This is a genomic window from Psychrobacter lutiphocae DSM 21542 (genome assembly GCF_000382145.1).
In the GTDB taxonomy this organism is placed as follows: Bacteria; Pseudomonadota; Gammaproteobacteria; order Pseudomonadales; family Moraxellaceae; genus Psychrobacter; species Psychrobacter lutiphocae.
On sequence record NZ_KB907637.1, the window covers coordinates 1 to 21,232 of the forward strand.

General features: G+C 40.5%; 20 protein-coding genes and 1 other RNA gene. 12 read left to right on the forward strand and 9 right to left on the reverse strand.

Translation table 11 applies throughout. From position 1 onward, the window contains the following. Nucleotides 1–246 (reverse strand): helix-turn-helix domain-containing protein (locus tag H140_RS15510; protein ID WP_156819117.1); only part of this gene is annotated, 246 nt, incomplete at its 3' end. Nucleotides 247–286: 40 nt separating this feature from the next. Here H140_RS15510 and H140_RS14190 point away from each other — a divergent pair. Next, on the forward strand, nt 287–574 hold the full coding sequence (locus H140_RS14190; RefSeq protein WP_019673006.1) for a glutathione binding-like protein: 288 nt from the start codon (nt 287–289) through the stop codon (nt 572–574). Between the two features lie 89 nt (nt 575–663). After that, nucleotides 664–1,575, forward strand: a complete 912-nt coding sequence (locus tag H140_RS14195) for an META domain-containing protein (RefSeq protein ID WP_019673007.1) — start codon at nt 664–666, stop codon at nt 1,573–1,575. 18 nt (nt 1,576–1,593) lie between these two features. Here the strand turns inward: H140_RS14195 and ruvC are convergent, their stop codons facing one another. Further along, nucleotides 1,594–2,178: a crossover junction endodeoxyribonuclease RuvC gene (ruvC, locus tag H140_RS0107305; protein ID WP_019673008.1), complete on the reverse strand. Its 585-nt coding sequence runs from the start codon at nt 2,176–2,178 to the stop codon at nt 1,594–1,596. A gap of 313 nt (nt 2,179–2,491) precedes the next feature. Between ruvC and H140_RS0107310 the strand changes: the two genes are divergently transcribed. Further along, complete coding sequence (locus tag H140_RS0107310) at nt 2,492–3,139, forward strand: FxsA family protein (RefSeq protein WP_019673009.1); 648 nt, start codon at nt 2,492–2,494, stop codon at nt 3,137–3,139. Between the two features lie 302 nt (nt 3,140–3,441). Here H140_RS0107310 and ssrS read toward each other — a convergent pair. Further along, nucleotides 3,442–3,634: non-coding RNA, 6S RNA (ssrS, locus tag H140_RS15515), on the reverse strand. A 293-nt stretch (nt 3,635–3,927) separates the two neighbouring features. Between ssrS and gpmI the strand changes: the two genes are divergently transcribed. Both gpmI and H140_RS15160 read left to right on the forward strand, forming a co-directional pair. Further along, nucleotides 3,928–5,520: a 2,3-bisphosphoglycerate-independent phosphoglycerate mutase gene (gene gpmI, locus H140_RS0107315; protein WP_019673010.1), complete on the forward strand. Its 1,593-nt coding sequence runs from the start codon at nt 3,928–3,930 to the stop codon at nt 5,518–5,520. Nucleotides 5,521–5,820: 300 nt separating this feature from the next. Further along, nucleotides 5,821–7,398: a S41 family peptidase gene (locus tag H140_RS15160; RefSeq protein WP_019673011.1), complete on the forward strand. Its 1,578-nt coding sequence runs from the start codon at nt 5,821–5,823 to the stop codon at nt 7,396–7,398. A 70-nt stretch (nt 7,399–7,468) separates the two neighbouring features. Here H140_RS15160 and H140_RS0107325 read toward each other — a convergent pair whose 3' ends face one another. Beyond that, nucleotides 7,469–8,104: a response regulator gene (locus H140_RS0107325; protein ID WP_019673012.1), complete on the reverse strand. Its 636-nt coding sequence runs from the start codon at nt 8,102–8,104 to the stop codon at nt 7,469–7,471. Nucleotides 8,105–8,841: 737 nt separating this feature from the next. Here H140_RS0107325 and H140_RS0107330 point away from each other — a divergent pair. Then, a complete protein-coding gene (locus tag H140_RS0107330; protein WP_019673013.1) occupies nt 8,842–9,909 on the forward strand; it encodes a serine hydrolase in 1,068 nt (355 codons plus the stop codon). Nucleotides 9,910–10,127: 218 nt separating this feature from the next. Here H140_RS0107330 and H140_RS0107335 read toward each other — a convergent pair whose 3' ends face one another. Next, nucleotides 10,128–10,457, reverse strand: a complete 330-nt coding sequence (locus H140_RS0107335; protein WP_019673014.1) for a TraR/DksA family transcriptional regulator — start codon at nt 10,455–10,457, stop codon at nt 10,128–10,130. A 423-nt stretch (nt 10,458–10,880) separates the two neighbouring features. Here H140_RS0107335 and H140_RS0107340 point away from each other — a divergent pair, with 423 nt between their 5' ends. The 3 genes from H140_RS0107340 to ruvA all read left to right on the forward strand — a co-directional run bounded on the left by H140_RS0107340 (nt 10,881) and on the right by ruvA (nt 13,427). Then, nucleotides 10,881–12,089 carry a phosphoglycerate kinase gene (locus tag H140_RS0107340; protein WP_019673015.1) on the forward strand — a complete coding sequence of 403 codons (1,209 nt, stop codon included), beginning with the start codon at nt 10,881–10,883 and terminating at the stop codon, nt 12,087–12,089. A 215-nt stretch (nt 12,090–12,304) separates the two neighbouring features. After that, nucleotides 12,305–12,625, forward strand: coding sequence for a hypothetical protein (locus H140_RS0107345; protein ID WP_019673016.1), 321 nt, complete (start codon nt 12,305–12,307; stop codon nt 12,623–12,625). Nucleotides 12,626–12,788: 163 nt separating this feature from the next. Further along, entirely contained in the window at nt 12,789–13,427 is a 639-nt protein-coding gene (ruvA, locus tag H140_RS0107350; protein ID WP_019673017.1) for a Holliday junction branch migration protein RuvA, read from the forward strand. A 98-nt stretch (nt 13,428–13,525) separates the two neighbouring features. On the opposite strand, the gene H140_RS0107355 is transcribed toward ruvA, so the two are convergent. Next, the gene (locus H140_RS0107355; RefSeq protein WP_019673018.1) at nt 13,526–14,722 is read right to left on the reverse strand and encodes an aspartate aminotransferase family protein; all 1,197 of its coding nucleotides are present in this window, start codon (nt 14,720–14,722) and stop codon (nt 13,526–13,528) included. Between the two features lie 96 nt (nt 14,723–14,818). Next, on the reverse strand, nt 14,819–15,043 hold the full coding sequence (locus H140_RS0107360) for a DNA gyrase inhibitor YacG (protein WP_019673019.1): 225 nt from the start codon (nt 15,041–15,043) through the stop codon (nt 14,819–14,821). Between the two features lie 157 nt (nt 15,044–15,200). On the opposite strand from H140_RS0107360, the gene H140_RS0107365 reads away from it, so the two are divergent. Beyond that, nucleotides 15,201–16,085, forward strand: coding sequence for a class I SAM-dependent methyltransferase (locus H140_RS0107365; protein ID WP_019673020.1), 885 nt, complete (start codon nt 15,201–15,203; stop codon nt 16,083–16,085). A gap of 293 nt (nt 16,086–16,378) precedes the next feature. On the opposite strand, the gene H140_RS0107370 is transcribed toward H140_RS0107365, so the two are convergent. Further along, nucleotides 16,379–17,836, reverse strand: coding sequence for an ABC1 kinase family protein (locus H140_RS0107370; RefSeq protein ID WP_019673021.1), 1,458 nt, complete (start codon nt 17,834–17,836; stop codon nt 16,379–16,381). A gap of 354 nt (nt 17,837–18,190) precedes the next feature. Continuing rightward, the gene (purD, locus tag H140_RS0107375) at nt 18,191–19,474 is read right to left on the reverse strand and encodes a phosphoribosylamine--glycine ligase (RefSeq protein WP_019673022.1); all 1,284 of its coding nucleotides are present in this window, start codon (nt 19,472–19,474) and stop codon (nt 18,191–18,193) included. A 484-nt stretch (nt 19,475–19,958) separates the two neighbouring features. Here purD and H140_RS0107380 point away from each other — a divergent pair, with 484 nt between their 5' ends. Further along, nucleotides 19,959–20,165, forward strand: a complete 207-nt coding sequence (locus H140_RS0107380; RefSeq protein WP_019673023.1) for a DUF2905 domain-containing protein — start codon at nt 19,959–19,961, stop codon at nt 20,163–20,165. Between the two features lie 311 nt (nt 20,166–20,476). Continuing rightward, complete coding sequence (locus tag H140_RS0107385) at nt 20,477–21,232, forward strand: methionine ABC transporter ATP-binding protein (protein ID WP_019673024.1); 756 nt, start codon at nt 20,477–20,479, stop codon at nt 21,230–21,232.

Below are 21,232 nucleotides of genomic sequence, written 5' to 3' on the forward strand. Positions count from 1 at the left end.
AAGCTTGCTGTGACGGCCTCGACGATGACGATCGTAGATGCTTTCAAGTCCTCGTTCATAATATCGCTTCTTAGTACGTCTGGCAGTTTCGGGGTGTATGCAGAGGTCTTTGGCAATATCTATCGTGGATTTGCCTATGCTGTACTGGTGTAAGATCAGCAGTCGTAGGCGGGCTCTGGGATTGCTCTCAGTTTTTGAGTATTTGCCAAAGTCGTGATCGTCTAGGGTATTTGTTAGTTTGGTCATAATTGAATTATACTATATATTTTGGGTTTGGTATAACTTTATGCTGGCATTTCAACACACCCACCCTTCAAAGGCGCAGCGTATCGACCAAGTACCAGAAATTGGTCCAAAATCGATTGAGCGTGTGATTAAAGTACTGCCATATTTTGACAATATTTTGCAGAAAAACACTTATTTGATGGGTGAGCAATTGACCTATGCAGATATTGTGCTCTATATCGGTTTGGACTTTGGACGAGTGTTGAAGTTTGATCCAACAACACATGGCAGTGGCATTGCACGTTTTTATAAGATGATGGATGAGAGATTTGGTTTTAAAAAGAACTGATTTGACTACAAAACTTGTTTTTCTAATTAAAAACTTTATCTAGTTTAAAAGCCCATCCAGTTAAAAAACTTATTCAGTAGAGAGCTGCTATGTTAACGCTTCGCACTTTATCGGTAGCGACTTTTGCTACTTTTATTACGCTTACAGGGTGTCATCAGACTATACCATCAGAGCAAAAAACCATACCATCAGAGCAAAAAACCATGCCATCAGAGCAAAAAGCCATGCCATCAGAGCAAAAAACCATGCCATCACAGCACACGGATAAAGGTATCAATCACAGTGTTGAGGCAGCTCGACAAATTAATAACAGTGTTTTAGCTGCCTATGATTGGCAACTGCTAAAAGCAACCGATAGTCAAAATCGTCCGATTGATGCACTAAACAAAATCAAGCAACAAGTGACAGCGAGCTTTGGTGAGCAAAGCAACGGCTATGGTATTGGGTTTGGTGTTGGCTGTAACTCAATGGGGGCGAGCTATACACTTCAATCAAATGTGATGCAGGTGGGTGACATAATCAGCACTATGATGCTATGCCAAGAATTAGATGCTGCTGAAAAGCAGTTGGCGCAGCTTATGGATGGTCGCAGTCAACTTAGCTTGACGGTTACAGACAACCCAGTGTTGACTCAGAAAACTGAAAACGGGTCGACCTTAGTTTGGCAAGGTCAGCAAACTCCAGAAACACGCTATGGTCACAAGGGCGACACTGTTTTTTGGCAGATAGATCATCAGCTACAACCTTGTCCTAACCCAGATGATGGTACGACTTGTTTGAAAGTCAGAGAAGTATTTTATGACGCTCAAGGTATCAAAACGAGCGTCGGTGATTGGCAGCTGATTGTGGAGCCTATCGAAGGATATCAGCATGACTCTGGGCTAGTTCAAGTGCTGCGTCTAAAGCGCTTTACTGTTGACCCTGTCGATGTTAAAGGCAAGCAATATGCTTACGTACTTGATAGAGTCGTTGAAAGCGCTATCGTTGATGCGAAAGATTAACACGCCCGTTAGGACGGTTTATTTTAAATTGGTAAGGTCATCTTCGGTTAATCGCCAGCGACCTTTTTTCTTTGACGAACCGCGCCCACGCAAGTTGGTATTCATAAGCAACTTATTCATTGAGTGACTAGAATGAGCATGACAAATAGCGCAGGCTAGCCCATCAGCGGCATCTTGTTGCGGAGTAACGTCAAGATTTAAGATACGACACACCATCTCTTGAACTTGTTCTTTATCTGCAGCGCCGTAGCCACATACCGCTTGTTTAATTTGTCTGGCGGTATATTCAGATACCTCAAGATCTAATGCGACCAAGGCGGCAATAGCCGCTCCACGAGCCTGCCCAAGCTTTAACGCTGAGTCAGGATTGGATGCCATAAATACTTTTTCAACAGCAGCGTGAATGGGTTCATTAGCATACTTTAAGTGATATTGAGTAATGCGGGTGATACCGCTAAAAATACGTTTGAGACGTTCTGGCATTTCTTTGGTCTCAGTGCGAATGGTTCCGGCATCCAAATAGCGTAAACGGTCGCCTGCTTGATGAATAATACCGTAGCCAGTTAATCTAGATCCAGGATCTATTCCAATAATGATTGCCATAATATTTGTAGGTTTTTAGTGAGTTATTTAAGTGGAAACTTTAACAAAATCTTTATTTGATTTGATAGTATAGCAGGCCGTCCCTATATACATAAGATGTATCAGTTTTTAATCTAATTTTTTAAACGAGTTTTTAATTTAATCTTTTCACTTAGACTTTTAGGGTCTGTTAAATATTGGTGTTTTTAGCACAAAAGCTATTTTCAAATTGTAATACATATAGAAAATAGACTTGCGTCATCAATGTTAAACAAATCTTAATATAAGCTATTAATTTTAGTTATTAGTTTTACCGAACATAGGACGACACATTATGGGTCAATTAGTTGGCATCGCTATCGTATGGTTTATCATTGAAATGCTACTGTGGTATCTGGCAGCTCAATTTGTTAGCGGTTGGTGGATATTCTTTTGGTTTATAGCCGCCGCTGTGATAGGTTTATCACTTATTCGCTGCGGTATGAGAACTTTAAATCCAATGGCACAGCAAATGAAAGCAGGCGGTATGTTAAACCCTGCTATGCGCCCACCCGAAGACACAATTATGAAAACAGTCGGTATGGCAGTTGGTGGCTTATTACTGCTTATCCCAGGCTTATTATCTGACGTACTGGCGTTATTGGTTGTTTTACCTCCAGTACAAAAAAAGCTAAAAGATATCGCGAATAACTATGTGATGAATAACCAACAAAAAATGATGGAAATGATGGCTAAGCAGATGGGTGGACAAATGGGTGGTCAAAACCCATTCGGTGGTGCTGGTGGTAATCCATTCGGTAGTCAAAACCCATTTGGCGGCGGCCAAAGCCCCTTTGGTAGCCAAGATCCATTTGCGAATAAACCTGGTGGCAGTAGTCCATTTGGTAGTGGTAACTTTAAACAAACGACCACAGTGGATGGCTCAGCCAAACCTGTTATGAAGGATGTTAAAAAGCTAGATAAACCAGCCAATGATGACTAGTAATGATTAGGTGCTTTTGATGTTCAGGAGCTGTTTATTAATGGTAATCTCATTCTCAACTTATTAAAATTCTCTCAACTTATTAAAATTCAATGTTAACTGGTGATTTTAATCCAGTAAAACATAACTAGTTATTAAAATTTCTGGGCTAAAATCACTGCTAGGTTTAAAGTTGAGAGTGAGTTATCTACTATACTTAACTATACAGTATCCTAGATTCTAAGAGGCACAAAAAAAGCCCTTTTTTTAAAAGGGCTTTTTAAATAAACTGAATCATAAAGTAAAAGATATCAGTAAAAAATTAGGACCGAAGTGCCGCTGTAAGATGGGAACCCATGAACCGTGAAGTTCAGGGCGGACGTGTCATTGTCTCTTAAGGTTTCCTGAGACACTGTAAGCAGTGCAGGCATACACAATGAAACAATAGATAGCACATCCATTTAGTGCATTATCGGCTCAGGGAATATCATCCACTGGCGAACACTTCAGAGTCTTTAGATTCTAACCAATATTCGAGACAGTTGCAAATGCATCTTCAGATAACTTTGTTAAAAAGCGTATTGGCTTGGTTGCGAATTGATAGTTTGAGTAACTAGCGAATTAGCACAGCTTGTTAATAACCACAATCTTCCATTATTGTAAATTAGGCTTGTGTGTTACAATTAAAGCTTGTGAAACATTCATTTCATCAGTATTAAAGTTAGATTTTGTTTTAATTGTCTGTTTTTTTAATTGCGCTATTGAATAAATAGCTTTTCACATTGATGACATAATCGGAGAGTAATAATATGGTAGCAGCAAATAATAATAAAAAAATCCCACACGTACTAATGATTTTAGATGGCTTTGGATATCGTGAAGATGAGCGAGATAATGCAATCGCTGCTGCCAACACTCCCAATCTAGATCGTATTATCAAGCAATATCCGCATGGCTTGATTTCAGGATCAGGCGAAGATGTAGGTTTGCCTGAAGGTCAGTTTGGTAATTCAGAAGTAGGCCACATGAACTTGGGCGCTGGACGGATATTGTTTCAAGACTCTACTCGTATCTCACGTGATATTAAAAACCGTGATTTTTACACAAACCCAGCCATTGTTGATGCTATTAAGACAGCAACAGATGCAGGTGGCAATGTACATATTATGGGCCTGCTATCAGATGGCGGTGTGCATGCGCATCAAGATCATATCGAGGCCATGTGTCATGCGGCTGTGGTTCATGGTGCAAATGGTATCTATGTGCATTGCTTCTTAGATGGTCGTGATACGCCACCAAAGTCAGCAGATAAATATATCCAGCGCTTACGTGACTTTCTGAACAACCTAAATGAGCACTATGAAAGTCAGGTACAGATTGCCAGTATTATTGGACGCTACTTTGCCATGGATCGTGACAACCGTTGGGATAGAGTACAAAAAGCTTACGATCTACTGACACTTGGTACCGCTGAGCGCATGGCAACACGTGCTGACGGTGCGATTCAAGCGGCATATAAAGCGCGTGAAACAGATGAGTTTGTCAGCCCAACCAATGTGATTGAGCATGGTGAAACACCGATAACCATTGATGACAATGATGCCTTGATTTTTATGAACTTCCGTGCCGATAGAGCGCGTGAGTTGTCACAAGCTTTTGTTCTACCAGATCATGAGTTTTCTGGTTTTGCGCGCAAAAAACAGCCAAACCTATCTGCATTTGTGATGATGACTCATTATTCAGATGATCTGGCTGCCAGTCCAAAAACATCAGTCGCTTATTTGCCAACTACCTTGCACAATACTTTAGGTGAGTATCTGCAAGATAATCATAAAACCCAGTTAAGAATTGCTGAAACTGAAAAATTTGCGCATGTCACCTTCTTTTTTAGTGGGGGTAAAGAAGATGAGTATGAGGGTGAGTCACGTATCTTAATTCCATCTCCAGATGTCGAAACTTATGATTTAAAACCAGAAATGAGTGCTCCAGAAGTTACAAAAAACCTAGTAGAAGCAATTCATTCTGGTAATTACGATGTCTTAATTGTTAACTATGCTAATGGTGATATGGTTGGCCATACTGGAAACTTCGAGGCGGCTATCAAAGCAGTAGAGGCACTGGATGTAGCAATTGGTGCAGTTTCTGAAGCAGTGCTAGCAGAAGGCGGACATCTATTGATTACTGCAGATCATGGTAACTGTGAGCAGATGCAAGACTATGAAAGTGGTCAGGTACACACACAGCATACCACAGAACAAGTACCCTTGATTTATGTAGGTGACATGCAGTTTAAAGTACGTAGCGGTGGTAAGCTAAGTGATGTGGCACCTACTATATTAAGTCTAATGGGGCTTGATATACCAAAAGAGATGACAGGTATTAACTTATTAGAAACCAAATAATTTTCTAGGGTGTGTCTTTGTTTTTATTTTGCTAATGGTGATAAAAATAACATAAATTGAGTCAGATACTTAATAGCGTATGACAAGGTTTAGCTATTTTAGCCTTACCGATAATTGTATGAATTACCGATAATTGTATGAATTACCGATAATTGTATGAATTACTGATAGCTGTATAAATTACTGATAGCAGCTGTATGAGTTAGATAGTGAACTGAATTGAAGACATACCCTAGACTCTAAATTTAGGCCCAAAACCACACTAAAAAGTTAAATATAATCAGCTGAGTAGAATGCATAATGAGCAGTAAAGCGTTTCAATATATCACGATTTGTGTCTCTTTTTGGGTTGGCAGCAGTGTCTTTTTAGGTGGAGCTTATGCACAAATAAACGGTCAAGATGCTATTTTGACTGATAAGCAAGCAGCTAGTGTCGAAGCGCATAGCCCACATGATAGATTTTCTGGTGTGCAAGTTCCAATGCTAAACACAGCAGTAAGACCAGTTGAATTAACCAAAACTGATCTAGATATTGACTCCATGCCAACAGATGGACTTGATGGCAGTAGCTTTGATGGCATTGACTTTACTAGTGAGTCTCATGCTACCAATGGATTTGACGATGAGACGCCATGCACCGACAGCTGTGATGATATTGATGCTATTGCTACTGAAGATGAGTTTGATGAATCTGTCTATGCAGATAATGAGGTTGATCCAGTTACAGGCGTAAGTATAAGCTCAGACATTGAGCTGGGTATTGAGCATGTGCCTTTAAACGCTATTTCACCAGAAACCATCGAAACTTTTGTGGAAGTTATTGATGTTATTCGTCATGACTACTTACACCCTGTTAATGATGAAGTGTTATTTCAGCATGCAATTACTGGCATGCTAGAAAAGCTAGACAGTCATGCTGAATATTTGACGGAAGAGAGCTATGAACGCCTACGGAGTTTTACTGATGGTGAAGTAGGGCAGGTTGGTATTTTTGCTCGTTACGATAATACCAGTGGTTATTGGATAGTAAATGAAGTGTTGGCTCAATCATCGGCAAAGGAGATGGGTGTTGAAGCTGGTGATAGATTGCTGCGTATTAAGCGAGCAGAACTGACATCAGACATGACACCACAAGATATTACCCAGTTGCTGTCAGGGGTTGCTGGATCTCAAGTATCAGTCACTTTACTAAGCAAAAGAGGCACAAGACGTAACCTGAATTTACAGCGCAATTTGGCTGCTGATAATAAATTGCAAGTGACGGTTCAGCAAGATATTGCTGTGGTACGCTTGCCTGTCTTTCAAAATGGTACAAAAGACCAGCTCATTGATGCACTACGACAAACGGGAGTTCCGATTACTGGGGTGGTATTAGATGTACGCAATAACCCTGGTGGTGTATTATCTTCCGCCATTGATTTGGCCAGCTTGTTTATCAGAGATAGTAATTTGATACAAGTGCGAAATAGAACCAATCGTAGTCAATTGCTTAAATCTAATGGTGTGCCTTACTTGTCTGATTTGCCAGTGGTTATTTTACAAAATCGATATTCTGCATCTGCTGCGGAAGTGCTAGCTAGTAGCTTTAAAAGCAATCAACGTGCCAAGATTTTGGGTGAACAGAGCTTTGGTAAGGGTACAGTGCAAGAGGTAATTCCACTCAAATCTGGTGGCGCTCTAAAACTAACAGTAGCGGAGTATCGCAGTACTAGCGGTGATCCTATTGATGGAATTGGAGTAACACCAGATATTCATTTTGAGCATGATGGGGTTGATTGGCAACAAAGAGCAGTAAACTACTTGTTGACACAAGATAGGCCATTGGGTATTAAATTTGATGATAAATTTGAGGGTTTATCTGTAATTGAGGACTACTAAAACAGCCAGTCTGATATAGCTACTAACTGCTTTTGTTGGTTACTGACTCTTTTGTCGATTGCTAAGGCAACTATGGTGTAATTAGTCCGTGACGCATCGCTAAATGAGTTAACTTTACATCACTGTCAACACCCACTTTCTCAAAGATACGATAGCGATAGGTATTAACGGTCTTGACACTGACAAAGAGTTGATCAGCAATTTGCTGTGGACTTTGACAGTTAACAACCATCATGGCTACTTGTTTTTCACGCTCACTTAGCCGATCAAAAGGTGACTCTTCGTTATCTGTTAATAGCATATCTGCCAACTGCTCGGCCACGTCACTACTAAAGTATTTGCTGCCTTGGTTGACCTTTTTGATGGCTTTAATCATCTCTGATAATGGTGTGCCTTTGGTTATATAGCCATTAACGCCTGCTTTTAATAGCATTGAGGGATATGGTTGAGCAGAAACACTACTCACTGCCAAAATTTTAACTTTTTCATCAAATTGGCGTAGCCTTTTGGTGGCTTCGACACCGCCAATATTTGGCATGTTAACATCTAGTAAGACCACATCTGGTTGTAATGAACGTACCATTTTGATAGCCATTTCACCGCTATCTGCTTCTCCTATCACCTCAATCTCAGGGTCATCAGCTAACATCCTACTAATCCCCATTCTGACCAGATCATGATCATCCACTACCAAAACTTTAATCATAACTATTTCCTAAGGAGGGCTTAAAACTATTATAACTCTCTTTTGTTACTACTTAGTATTCGTGTTTTATGTTGCTGTATCGTAAAAGAAATGTTTTGAATTGACAACTAATCTTAATTGTATTAGAAAGTTAAAAATTAACCCTTAACGACTGCTGTTAATGATGTTAATATAAGTAACAAGCAGGCTATAGCACCCATTTTTACTATATTTAGCGACTAGATACTAAGTTTAGCGACTAGATACTAAGTTTAGCGACTAGATACTAAGTTTAGCGACTAGATACTAAGTTTAGTGACTAGATACTAAGTTTAGTGACTAGATCTAGTCTTCGATTTGTTAAGTCTCGATTTTTTATCCATTGAATCCAGTCACTATAACTTAGTTAATGAAGTAATGAATAAATAAAACACTGAGTCAACTGGATCAATGAAGTCTAACTATGAATGAAATCTAGATATAATTATTGGGTCCTATTATTTAAAATTAAGCAATGATAGCAATCAAATGCTGTATTTTTATTATTGCCTTTACTTACAAAAAACCATATCTGCTAAATAAATTAAATTTAGTATTGTAGTTTATTACTAACTTAATGGTGTAAGCTTTGAGCGTCAACATGATGTCAGGAAGCGAGTATTTAATCAAATAGTATTTTTAAAGCAATCAAATACTGGCTAAAAGTAATAATTTTTTAAAAGCCTATACCTTAATTTTTGACTCAAGTGGGATGACTTATGAGCATAAAAAAATCTTTCAATAAATCTTATATCTTTGTTTGCATCGCATTGGGTTTGGGTACAGTAGGGAGTGCGTCTCATGCTGCATTAACCATTGTAGAGCCTAATAAGACAGGCACTGCAAAAATACAGTGGGGTACTGCTGGTGGTTTGTCTGAAGCACGTAATATCATGTACGCTAATCAAGGCAGCACGATATCAAGAAACCATACAAACAACTATAATAGTAGTTACAATAGCAGTAGTTATAACAGCACTCCTTCTTTTGCAAGTAGCAGTAACCATGCTGGTTATTATGATACCTTACCGATTTCAACTGCCTCACGTGGTGTGCTTGTCATGGACGTGGAAACTGGCAGACCTTTGTATCAAAAAAATGCTGACGTTGCGCGTCCTATCGCGTCTATTACTAAGCTAATGACTGCTATGGTAGTGTTAGATGCTGGCTTAGATATGCGTGAAGAGATTAAACTAGATCCAGAGGACTTTGTGGGTCCAAAACGTGCCAGCTCACGCCTCAAATCAGGAGATCGTCTAAACCGTGCTGAGTTGCTGCTAATGACACTGATGAAATCTGAAAATCCAGCAGCAAAATCGTTGGCGAGAAACTACCCAGGTGGCTATGATGCATTTATGCGTGCGATGAACCAAAAAGCGCATTCATTAGGTATGAGTAGCGCTTTCTTTGGCGATCCAACAGGCTTAGATAAGCGTAATGTTGCCTCTCCAATCGACTTGGTCAAAATGGTACAAGCTGCTGGTCAGTATGAGGTAATTCGCCGTTTCTCAACGACTAAGAGCTATGATTTTTTTGTTGCTAACTATGCAGCTGGTAACCGTAACTATCCTGCTAATAATACAAGTGTACTGGTTCGTAATGGTACTTATCCAATCGGTATTTCAAAAACTGGTTTTATTAATGAAGCAGGTCGTTGTGTAGTAATGGAAACTCAAGTCAATAATCGTCCTGCTATCATTGTTATTTTGGGCGCTAATAGTTCATCGACACGCTGGAACGATGCAGAGACTATTTTGACCAATTTGGCGTCACGACGCTCAATTTAACCCTGAGTAATTTAACTTTGGTGTGTGTTATAAAAAAGCCTTTAATCTCATCATAAAAAAACGCCCTGATGCCTAGTGTCCAGGGCGTTTTTTTCTGCTGTCGTTTTAGAGCTGTCGTTTTCAGATTTTAGATGTGATTATTTTAATGAGCTAATTTTTGACAAACAGACTGTACCAGTAAAACTAAGTTAGCATGGAGCTTTTGACTTTGGTAGAGACTATGACGCATGCTTCATGCAAAGTGTAGCGTATGGAATGGCTTGTAAGCGTTTGTCTTCGATATCTTCACCACATACTGTACATTCACCATAAGTACCATTTTCAATACGACTAAGCGCATTATTAACATAGTTTAAGCTCTGCTTAGTTTCAAACAATAAGGTTTTGCGCATTTCATTTTCACGCATTGAAATCGCTTGGTCATCCCAGTGCTCATTCAAATCATCCTGCGGATTTTGAATGTGATCTTCGATTTTATCAATACGGTTTTGATACTCCTGCTGTAACTGCAACAAACGAGCTTTTGCAGCATCAAAATCAATACTCATTAGGACTCTCCTTATTTGGTTGTTGTTATTTCTTGAACTATCATTATAAGTTATTATCCCACTCACAACGTATTAGAAATTGCTGTAAGCTATGGCTTTTACTTAACAAGCCTTAATTTTTATTAAAGGTGCTGGACTAAAGACACAGCTTACCTCAAGCGTTAAGATTGAAGTGGGTTATTGGTGACTAGTTTAGCTTACGGTATTTTTTGTTTAGCTAATATCTGTCTATGATATTAGCATTATTTCTCAAATAAATCTTCATTATGAAGCTACTAAATATTGTCCTTATATTCATATAATGGGGGCGATGGCTGGTGAACTCAATAAAAAGATGAAGGCAAAATGTGCTAAAATCTGCATAAATTTTATCTGCGTTAAACCAATCGTTAATTAATAGATTTATAAATTAAGGGTAAATACATGAACTTTGCTAGAATGGAAAACCAAGACTTATCTGGAAAGCGAGTACTGATTCGTGAAGATTTAAATGTTCCTATCCAAAATGGTAAAATTTCCAATGATGCGCGTTTAAAATCTAGCTTACCAACTATAAAGATGGCTTTAGATAAAGGTGCTGCTGTGTTGATTTGCTCGCACTTAGGCCGTCCTAGTGAAGGAGAATATGAAGAAAAGTACTCGTTACAGCCTGTTGCAGAGTATTTGTCACAGCAGCTTGATCAGCCAGTTACCCTGCACAAAGATTATTTGGGTGAAGAAGTGGCAGTCAACGCTGGTGAAGTGGCACTGTTAGAGAACGTTCGCTTCAATACTGGTGAGAAGAAAAACAGCCCTGAACTGTCTGCGCAATATGCACAGCTATGTGATGTATTTGTGATGGATGCATTTGGCACAGCACACCGCGCCCAAGCCTCGACTGAAGGTGTTATTCAAGCGGCTGCTAGCTCAGGCAAAGTAGTTTGTGCTGGTCCCTTATTGGCAACTGAACTGGATGCACTTGAAAAAGCACTGCATCAGCCTAAAAAGCCGTTGGTTGCGATTGTAGGGGGCTCAAAAGTATCCACTAAGCTTGATGTGTTGATTAGCTTGGCTAAGATATGTGACCAGATTATCGTAGGTGGTGGTATTGCCAATACCTTTATTGCCGCTCAAGGCTATTCAGTTGGTGCATCCTTATATGAAGCAGATATGATAAATACAGCTAAAGATATCATGGCGCAAACCCAGATTTTATTACCACAAAATGTCATTGTCGCCGATAAAAAACAAATTAACTTTGATGACTTTTTAAACTCATTGCAGTCTGCTACTCCAATACTTCGTTCTATATCTGAAGTTAGAGAAGATGAAATGATTTTGGACATTGCACCAGAAGGCGCTACCCATATCTTTCAAGCAGTAAAAAATGCAGCTACTATCTTGTGGAATGGCCCAGTGGGTGTGTTTGAAGTAGATGCCTTTGCTGAAGGCACACGCTTGCTATCACAGGCCGTGAGTGACAGCCAAGGATTCTCTATCGCTGGTGGTGGAGATACGCTAGCAGCGATTCACAAGTTTGCTGTTGAGGATGGTGTAAGTTATATGTCAACTGGTGGTGGTGCTTTCTTAGAGTTTGTGGAAGGTAAAGTCTTGCCAGCTGTCGCCGCATTAGAAAAAAATAGCAAGGTGTAAGGCAATTTAATTTTAGCCAGTAGCAGTCCTAATACTTGACTGTATAATAGGCTCTAGTGGCAATCAATATGTTCTTAATGTTTCTTTATGTTATAAATGAGGGCTAATTTAGTAAAACTTAATACAGGTTTTTTTAATTATTCATTGTTTTTTGAGTTAATAAGCATTAAAATGCACCCTATAAATATTAATATCACATTATGTGAGGAGTTTGCATGTTAAACCGTAATCTCATTGTTGCTGGTCTGGTTGCTGGTATATTGGCAGTCACTGGCTGTAGTAAAGAGAGTGAAGACTCTATTGATACAGCCGCTGAAAACGTAGGTAATGATGTTTCTGAGGCTGTTTCGAATGCAGGTGATCAGTTACAAGAAGCAGGCGATGCTGTTGCAGAAGGTGCAAATACAGCAGTTGAAAATACAGCAGAGGCTGTAGCTGATGGTGCGACTGCCGTTGCAGAAGGCGCTTCAGATGTGGCTAATGCGACTGAGTCAGATCCAATGGCTGAAGTTGAAGATGAAGATCAACAATACTAAGCTTCAATTTTACATCACTTATATTTAGCTAAATAACTTATGTTTAGTTAAAAGCTTGTTTAGTTAAAAGCTAACAAAGGCTCTGAAATTTTCAGAGCCTTTTTTATGATTGTCTTCTTTTTTATGATTGTCTTAATAAATCGTTTGAGTATTAATTGATATTATGATTGGACTTATTGAAGGTAGAGTGTGTCATTTAGCTGCACCAGTAGCTTGTATTATGACTAATACGGGTGTGGGTTATGAAGTGGAGTTGCCATTACCTGATTTTTGTCAGTTGCAGCTTGAAGCAAGCGTGATATTGTGGACACACTTGCATGTGCGTGAAGATGCACAGCTGTTATTTGGGTTTTTGAGCATCAGTGAGCGTGATGTATTTCGTCAGTTAATCCGAGTCAATGGGGTGGGTGCAAAAATGGCGCTAGCAATGATGTCCACCATGTCAGCTTCAGAGCTAAAGCATAGCGTAGAAACAGATAACGAAGCTGCTTTGACTCGTGTTCCAGGTATCGGTAAGAAAACAGCGCAGCGTTTACTTATTGAGCTGAAAGGTAAGTTTGATCATATTGACAGTGATACGGATCTACTGAGCAGTGTGGATAGTGTGCCAGCGACACAGCTTGGCAAAGAAGGGGTTATTTTAGCGGAAGTTGAGTCAGCACTAATCAGCTTGGGTTATCGTGACAAAGAGGCACAGCAAGCCATTAAAGCTGCCCGTGACACTGAAGCAGGGCAGCAGATTGTAGATACGCAAAGCTTATTAAAGTTAACTTTGCAGCAGTTATCTAGTTTTAAAAAATAGCTATTAGCTTAAGAAAAAAAGCCTGAATAGCAAGCATCAAGCATCAAGTATAAGCAGTCACTACAAATAGCAGGTAAATGCTAAACTAATGTACGGCTCTATGCCAAAGTGTGCTTAACCACTCGGGTGAGTCTTTCAATTAACTGATCAGACTCATCACGGGCTAGGTTAAGTGGTGGTAATAAACGCACCACATGACCACCGGTGACATTGACAATCAGCTGCTCTTGCTCACGAGCATCGTTCACCAAGTTGCTACAATCAGTTTGTTCAGGTAAGACCACGCCAATCATCATGCCATAGCCACGGGTAGTAACGCCTAGAGCTTTTAGCTCATCGCTTAGATTGCTTTGTAGGTAATCGCCCTCTGTTTTGGCATTTTGCATGATACCAGTTTGACGTAGCACATCATAAACACTATGTACCACTCGGCTGCCTAAGGGGGTTCCGCCATAGGTCGAGCCATGACTACCTACTTGTAGCAAATCACGTGCTCGACCGCTGACCATGCACGCACCAATAGGAAAGCCATTTCCCAGGCCTTTAGCAGTAGAGACCACGTCTGGCTGGGCATTACTATGTTGATAGGCAAAAAATTTGCCAGTACGTCCATTGCCAGTTTGCACCTCATCAAGCATAAATAACCAGTCTTGCTGCTCACATAGCGCTTGGATATCGGTTAAGAAATCAAAACCATTGTCTGCGATATTTAAGCCACCTTCACCTTGGATTGGCTCAAGTAAAACGGCAGTAACTTCGGATTTACTTTGTGCCACTTGCTTGATGGCCTCGATATCTCCGAAGGGTACACGGATAAAGTCGCTGTCTAAAGTAAAAAAGCCTTCGCGCGCTTTAGGATTGGCAGTGGCGGAGACTGACAGCAAAGTACGCCCATGAAATGAGCGTTCCATAACGATTACTTTTGGGTGTTTATAGCCTTTGTTAAAGCCATAAAGACGTGCCATTTTTAATGCGGCTTCGTTGGCTTCAGCGCCACTGTTGGCAAAAAACACACTGTCCATACCGGCTGCAGTACATAGGCTTTCGGCAGCTTTTTCTTGCCATTCGATTTGAAATAAGTTACTGGTATGCACTAAAGTAGCGGCTTGCTGCTGAATGGCCTCAGTCACTTGTGGATGGCAGTGACCCAAACCACAAACAGCAATACCAGTGAGCGCATCTAAATAGGCGGTATTATCGGCGGTATAGAGCCAACTGCCTTCACCACGGGTAAAACTAATGGGCTGCGGGTTATAAGTCGGGGTAATGTAGGAATGTGGGGTGGAAGCAGGCATACTAAATTCCTTAAGCGGTTGTTTGAGTTATAGGTTTTTTGTTTATCAGGTGGGCTTAACTTAGTTTTAGCGGGTTCGTTCTAAAGCCTAGAGCTGTTAATTTAAATCGGTAGAAAATGGGTCGTCTTCAGAAGGCACTCGATACTCTTCATTCGCCCAAGCGCCAAGATCAATGAGCTTACAGCGGTCACTGCAAAAAGGCTTATAAGGGTTATCCTGCCAGATTGTGGCTTTGCGACACTGAGGGCAAGGATAGCTTTTTGGTGTTTGGGGTGTTGAGGACGTCTTATCTGTATTGGCGTTGATATTGGTATGACTCATAATATTTAAATCTTTGTTTATTATTGATAACGACATGAATTGCTTATAATGATAACAGTTATAAAATGATAGCGCTTATAACCTGATAGTATCTCTTAAATAATAGTACGTATAAAATATTAGAAAGCATAGAAACTAGAAAGCATAAAACGATAGTATGCACAAATTTCAATTAATACAAGAGGCAAACGTGGAAAACACAGCAGTTAATAAACTAACGCATCATAAAAGCAGAGCATTTAAACCAGAAAAGTTAACAGTGCCTCGAGACTTTCAATTGCCAAGATTTGTGCAGCAATCCATTTCACAAAATAGTAATCAGCAACAGCTTAGTCAGGGTAGTCAAAGTCTGCCAAACGACCAAGATAAGCAAAACAACAGACGTCCGTTAATCGTTGAGATTGGTGCAGGCAAAGGTCGTCATGCTATTTTGTATGCTGCCAGCCATCCGCAACATGATGTGATCGCTATTGAACGCACATTAAATAAGTTTGCTGCTTTTGAGAGCCTGGTAAAAGCGGCTAGCAGTGACCCGCAAGCGTCTGATTTTAACAATGAATCAAAAAAGTTAAGACAACTTAATTTAAATAACGCACTGGGTTCGGACAAACAGTTAAATCTCGATAACTTGCTGCCAGTGCACGCAGACGCCATTCCTTACTGTGTCTACGCACTGCCAGCGCAAAGTGTGGATGCTTTTTATTTGCTATATCCCAATCCTGAACCAAAAAACTCCAATCAGCAATGGCTAAACATGCCTTTTTTTGAGTTTTTATTATCGCGATTAAAGCCGGAAGGCAAGGTTATCTTAGCCAGTAATATCGAGGAGTATATCGACAATGCTTATCAGCAGGCGATAGACACTTGGCAGCTAGATACCCAGCGTATTCAGGTTGCCACAGACAGTCAGCGCACCCATTTTGAAATCAAATATTTGGCACGTGGTGAAACCTGTTGGGAGTTAAATTTAACCAAACCTAAGGGTTATGTTACCCGTTTTGATAGGTGGCAGGCGCAACTAGTTTATACCTTTTCTGAGTAATAACTATCTGTGTCAAACTCGCTAAACCTACTACTTGTAGCGTTTGCACTCGTTTCCCTCGATATCTTAATTTTCAGAATTGGCATTAGACTGCTTAATATATTAGACTGCTCAATATAGTCATGGGCAAACAAAAGAGTAATGGCGATTACCTAATTAGCTAACGCCAGGAGTAATTTTATTCGGTTGCTTATAACCTTATTTTTAGTCTCACTAAAATAGGGATGCGCCCTAGTCTGACTGCAATTTATTTTATTTGTATCACCATCAACAAACTGAATTTTCTCTCTGGTCTAACGGCCTTCGCGTTGATCTAACGGTACAAACTGGTTGATGGTGTCAAACGTATTGGTGCGTGCGTTCAATACCGTTAAAAAAGTATAAGCACCTATAAATTTGCGACTAATAAACATAAACTCTTTTGGTGGCAAACTAAACTCGCGTGACTGCATGGCATTACCTGAGGTTTCCATCAAGCGTTTGTGCAAATTGCTGTCCGCCCAGTGATAATAACCCTCTGCATCAACTAAGTCACTGACAGTAGTTTGTTGTAGCTTTGGTGAACGAAAGGGCTCGGTTGCCAATAAAAAAACATCGGCCATATTTGACTTTACTTCAGCGCTCATAGCATCAAAAAATGGATAGCCACGCATCGCTTGTATCATTTGCTGTTTGTCATAGTTAAAGCCTGCCAGCATTAAGCCGCGAGCAATGGTCAATAAGTCATCATCAAACTGACGCATCGCACCAAAGTCTAATAGTACGAGAACGTCTTTGCCATCTGGCTTATCAGCGGGTTCTGAACGAATCAGATAGTTACCAAAGTTTGGATCTGTTTGCATCTCGCCCCAAACAAATATCTCATTGAGCATGATATCAATTGCCGCTTGACCCAGCTTGTCACGGCGCTGTTGAGGTAAGGCCTTCAGGTCAGCATGAGTCACCGGAACGCCTTCTTCAAAGCTTAAGCACAGCACTCTATCAGTCGAGTAGGCTTCAATGACTTCAGGAACGGCATAACGCTCATCGTCTGTTAATCGCTCATGAAAGCGCATCGTAGTTTTAGCTTCTGCTTTATAGTTGACTTCAACTTTGAGTAAGTCACTAATTTCGTTAAACCATTCATCAAGCGCTTTGGTCTGAGGCACTGCATTAGTCACTTTTAGCAGATGCTTGAATAAGCTTAGGTCAGAATCAATGGCATCGGCAACCCCTGGATACTGTACTTTAAGAACTACCTGTTGACCCGTAGCCTTAATGGTCGCCCTATGTACTTGTGCTAAAGAGGCAGTGCCTATCGGTGATGTTGAGATGTCTAAATCATTAATACGATCTCCTAACTGACTACGGATGGCTTGTTCAACCACAGGCCAAGCTAAGCTAGCGGTGCTGTCATTAAGACGATATAAGGCTGCGGTAATCTCAGGATGTAAGAAGTGCTCACCATACAAGGCAAGCATTTGTCCTATCTTTACCACAGAGCCTTTAAGTTTACCAAGCTCGTCTGCCAAATAAGCCGCTTGCTCTTTCATAAAGGCTTGATTGCGTAAAGCCTTCTCTTCTTTGCTTAAAAATAAGCTGCTAAAGCTATTTCCAGCCCAGCGGCGACCAAGATTTAAAGAGGTCTTAGCAATGGATAAGCGACGGTCTAAACGAGAGGTTTTTAATTGCTCCATCTCAGTGCCGTTATTTGAACTGCTATCAAGCCTGTTGTTTAAATCGGACTGGGGAGGTAATGATGAGTTTGCCATGTTTTAACCATATTGGATGATAAATACTGTACCGTAATTAAACTGCTGTTAACGACAACTACAAGTCAGTGACAAAATACAAAGCCAATAAGTTTAGAAATACAGTCAGAGAAGTACTAAGAAGTACTAAACGGTTACGTTGTTAATCTCGCTAAGCCTACATTTGTAGTACTTTCGCTCGGTTGCCTTGTAGCCATTTTAGATTTCTTTGACTATAAAAGCTGCCATAATAAATGCAAAAATAGCTTTGTCCAGTTGTGACATATTTTCAATATAGAATAGCACTGTTCCTGTTGAAAGACGCTGACCTTCGAGTTTTGCTTACAATTCTCTAAAATTATTAAATGTCACTTATTAATCACGATTTAAAGCACGATAACCAATATCACGGCGATAATGAGCACCATCAAAGCTAATGGCCGCTGTTGCTTGTAGCGCTGCTTTTTGTGCTTGTGCAATGTTGTCGCCTAGCGCAGTAACACATAGCACACGTCCGCCGTTGGTGACCACATGCTCGGCATCTTGCTTAGTACCTGCATGGAATACTTTGATAGCGTCTTGCTGTGCATCCAGCGCTGGCAAGCCAGTAATAACATCACCTTTGGACGAGCTTTCAGGATAGCCTTTTGACGCTAGGACAATACCCAATGCAGCACGGCTGTCCCAGTCGGCTTGCGCTGGTAAGTTGCCCTCGATACCTTGTTGTATCAGTTTTACCAGTGAGGATTGTAAGCGCATTAAGATAGGCTGAGTTTCTGGATCTCCAAAGCGGCAGTTAAATTCAATCACATACGGATCATTATGCTCATCAATCATCAGACCAGCATACAAAAAGCCAGTATAAGGGTGGCCAGCTTGTTTCATCGCAGTGACCACAGGCTGAATAACTCGGCTCATGACCTTTTGATGTACCTCATCGGTGACCACAGGGGCAGGGGAATAGGCACCCATACCACCAGTGTTAGGCCCAGTATCACCTTCACCAACACGTTTGTGATCTTGGCTGGTCGCCATAGGTAGGATATTGTCACCATCAATCATACAAATAAAGCTAGCTTCTTCGCCTTGTAAAAACTGCTCGATCACCACCCTGCTACCAGCATCACCAAATTTGTTATCGCCAAGCATATCTTCAATGGCTTCATGCGCTTGATCAACGGTCTCAGCGACGATCACACCTTTACCTGCTGCTAATCCATCTGCTTTCACTACTATTGGTGCGCCATGTTGGTTGACATAGTCTTTAGCAGGCTCAATCTTGGTGAAGGTGGCATAGTGTGCAGTGGGTATGTTATTGGCTTGCATAAACTCTTTGGCGAAGGTTTTTGAGCCTTCAAGCTGTGCGCAATATTGGGTAGGTCCCCAGATAGTGATACCAGCATGGCGGCAGTCATCTACTAAGCCAGCTACCAGAGGGGCTTCTGGGCCGACAATGACAAGCTCGATTTTGTTTTGTTGACAAAAGGCGATAACGGCATCGTGATTATTGGTATCTAGGTCGATATTTTCACATTTTGGCTCTAAGGCAGTGCCAGCATTGCCATTCGCGACATAGACAGTTGCTACATCGGCATCTTTTGCACATTGCCAAGCCAGTGCATGCTCACGTCCACCAGAACCAATAATTAAAATATTCATAGAAAACCCTTGTTCGCTTTATAATTTGTGTGTGTTAGTCAATCAATCAGTGTGTTATGGGGTGTTGTTGAACGTTGTAGTCATAGTCATATAAAAGAGGTACGGTGTTAATCTCGCTAAGCCTACAAATGTAGTACTTTCGCTCGGTTGCCTTGTACCTCAAATATCTGACTGCGATTATAAAGGGAGCAACAAGCGCAGTCATTTTATCAAAAACTAGCAGGTTGGGGCAGGTTTGTTGTGGTTAATTAAAAATAAAGACGAAAACGACTGTATTTTTGCTATTTAAACGGTTAATTTTTTGTAATAGGTTGATTTTAGGTCGGTTAATATAAAGGATTTATTTTTGTATCATAAACAGAAAGAAGAGATAATAAAAATAATAGATAGAAATAATAGATAGAAGAGATGGTTAAAATACATGAAACACTAATACAGATTCTTTAACATATCACCAATCATAATCAAAGTGAGGCCTAATATTATGGGTAAAGTTTTTATTAGCATAGGGTTAATCATCCTTGCTATCGGTATCATACTAACCTTATTTCCCAACGCATTTAGTTGGTTTGGCAAGTTACCTGGTGATATTCGTTATGAATCGGGTAGTACACGCATCTACTTTCCAATTGTCACTATGATTATTGTTAGTGTGGTCCTGAGCCTACTAATGAGCTTACTAAGACGCTAGTTTTATGCTTGACTGAATTTTGCGTGATGTCTGGCCAACTAAGTTTAAGCCCACTACAATCTCGGGTCTATTCTATACAGCCCCTTCTGATATCACTATCATAGCTCTTATATTTCAAACCACTTTTTTTATATTCAATACTGGCATGACTTTATTTGCTAGAAGTTGATGCGTGTTACAGCGCTGTATGCTATATTATTGCGTTCTTTAATTTTGGTTTCTAGAGTTTTGCTATTCAGTGAAACGCTTTAGAATTGTAGCTAATAATTAAAAAATAAATAGCTGTAAATTTGACACTCAAGATGACTGCCATGAGCGATATGATTGTTTTAGATCACGTATACAAAAAATTCCAAACTCAAAAAGATGGCAAACCGCACTGGTTTACAGCTGTTGAGCCTATTTCGTTGTCAATAAAGCAAGGTGAAATCTTTGGCTTGATGGGGTACTCAGGTGCTGGTAAATCAACCTTATTACGCCTAATGAATCTGCTTGAGCGCCCAGATGGTGGCACGGTTACTATTGATGGTGACGTGCTGACCAGTATGAATGCCAAGCAGTTGCGGGTTGCCCGTCATAATGTCGGCATGATATTTCAGCAGTTTAACTTGATGTCAAACCGCACTGTGTTTGAGAATGTGGCATTTAATTTAAAAGTTGCCGGTTATGCCAAGGATAAGATCCATAACAGAGTCATGGAGTGCTTGCAAATTGTCGATCTGACAGACAGAGCTTATCATTATCCAGCCCAACTTTCGGGTGGACAAAAACAGCGGGTCGGAATTGCGCGCGCCATTGCGCCCAATCCAAAGGTACTACTTGCTGATGAGCCGACCAGTGCGCTCGATCCAGCGACCACTAGAGCTTTATTGACCACCCTAAAAGAAGTCAATGCAAAGCTTGGCGTTACTATCGTGATCGTTACCCATGAAATGAGCGTGATTCGCCGTATCTGTAATCGAGCTGCACTACTGCATCAAGGGCATTTATTAGAAGTGGCTGAAATTACCGATGGTCAAATTGTTGCAAATACAGAAATTGGCCGTGAATTGGTTCAGGAGGACTAG